At 50.7% G+C, this 768-nt stretch carries 5 tRNA genes and 1 rRNA gene; all 6 read right to left on the reverse strand.

Annotated elements, in window-relative coordinates:
* Positions 1–110, reverse strand: a 16S ribosomal RNA gene (locus ACFQWC_RS23160); the annotation flags it as partial.
* Between the two features lie 161 nt (positions 111–271).
* Positions 272–347: transfer RNA gene (locus ACFQWC_RS23165), tRNA-Ala, on the reverse strand.
* Between the two features lie 8 nt (positions 348–355).
* A tRNA-Pro gene (locus ACFQWC_RS23170) sits at positions 356–432 on the reverse strand.
* Positions 433–439: 7 nt separating this feature from the next.
* Positions 440–516: transfer RNA gene (locus ACFQWC_RS23175), tRNA-Arg, on the reverse strand.
* 30 nt (positions 517–546) lie between these two features.
* Positions 547–635: transfer RNA gene (locus ACFQWC_RS23180), tRNA-Leu, on the reverse strand.
* 9 nt (positions 636–644) lie between these two features.
* Positions 645–719, reverse strand: a tRNA-Gly gene (locus ACFQWC_RS23185).
* Positions 720–768 lie beyond the last annotated feature (49 nt).

The raw sequence follows: 768 nt of genomic DNA on the forward strand, positions 1-768 counted from the left end.
ACCCGTCCGCCGCTGACTGATGGGAGCAAGCTCCCATCAATCCGCTCGACTTGCATGTATTAGGCACGCCGCCAGCGTTCGTCCTGAGCCAGGATCAAACTCTCCGATAAAAGTTTGAATAGCTCTTAAAAATAAATCTAGAATTAACGTTGACGTATTGTCTTGTTTTGTTCAGTTTTCAAGGTTCAATGTGTAAGTGCTTCTGTTTGAAGCGACTTGATAATCATATCATTTCCACCCAATCAGTGTCAATGACTTTTTTTAAAAATTTTGGTGGAGCCTAGCGGGATCGAACCGCTGACCTCCTGCGTGCAAAGCAGGCGCTCTCCCAGCTGAGCTAAGGCCCCAAATAAGGTGGTCGGGAAGACAGGATTCGAACCTGCGACCCCTTGGTCCCAAACCAAGTGCTCTACCAAGCTGAGCTACTTCCCGATCTATATGGCGCGCCCGAGAGGAGTCGAACCCCTAACCTTTTGATCCGTAGTCAAACGCTCTATCCAATTGAGCTACGGGCGCTAAATATGTTGTTTTCTTCCGAAAAATCAATGGTGCCGAGGACCGGAATCGAACCGGTACGGTAGTCACCTACCGCAGGATTTTAAGTCCTGTGCGTCTGCCAGTTCCGCCACCCCGGCAAAATTTTCTGGAGCGGAAGACGGGATTCGAACCCGCGACCCCCACCTTGGCAAGGTGGTGTTCTACCACTGAACTACTTCCGCGAAATATAATGGTGCGGGTGAAGGGACTTGAACCCCCACGCCTTGCGGC

It is taken from the genome of Rossellomorea sp. GCM10028870, assembly GCF_042666755.1.
GTDB lineage: Bacteria > Bacillota > Bacilli > Bacillales > Bacillaceae_B > Rossellomorea.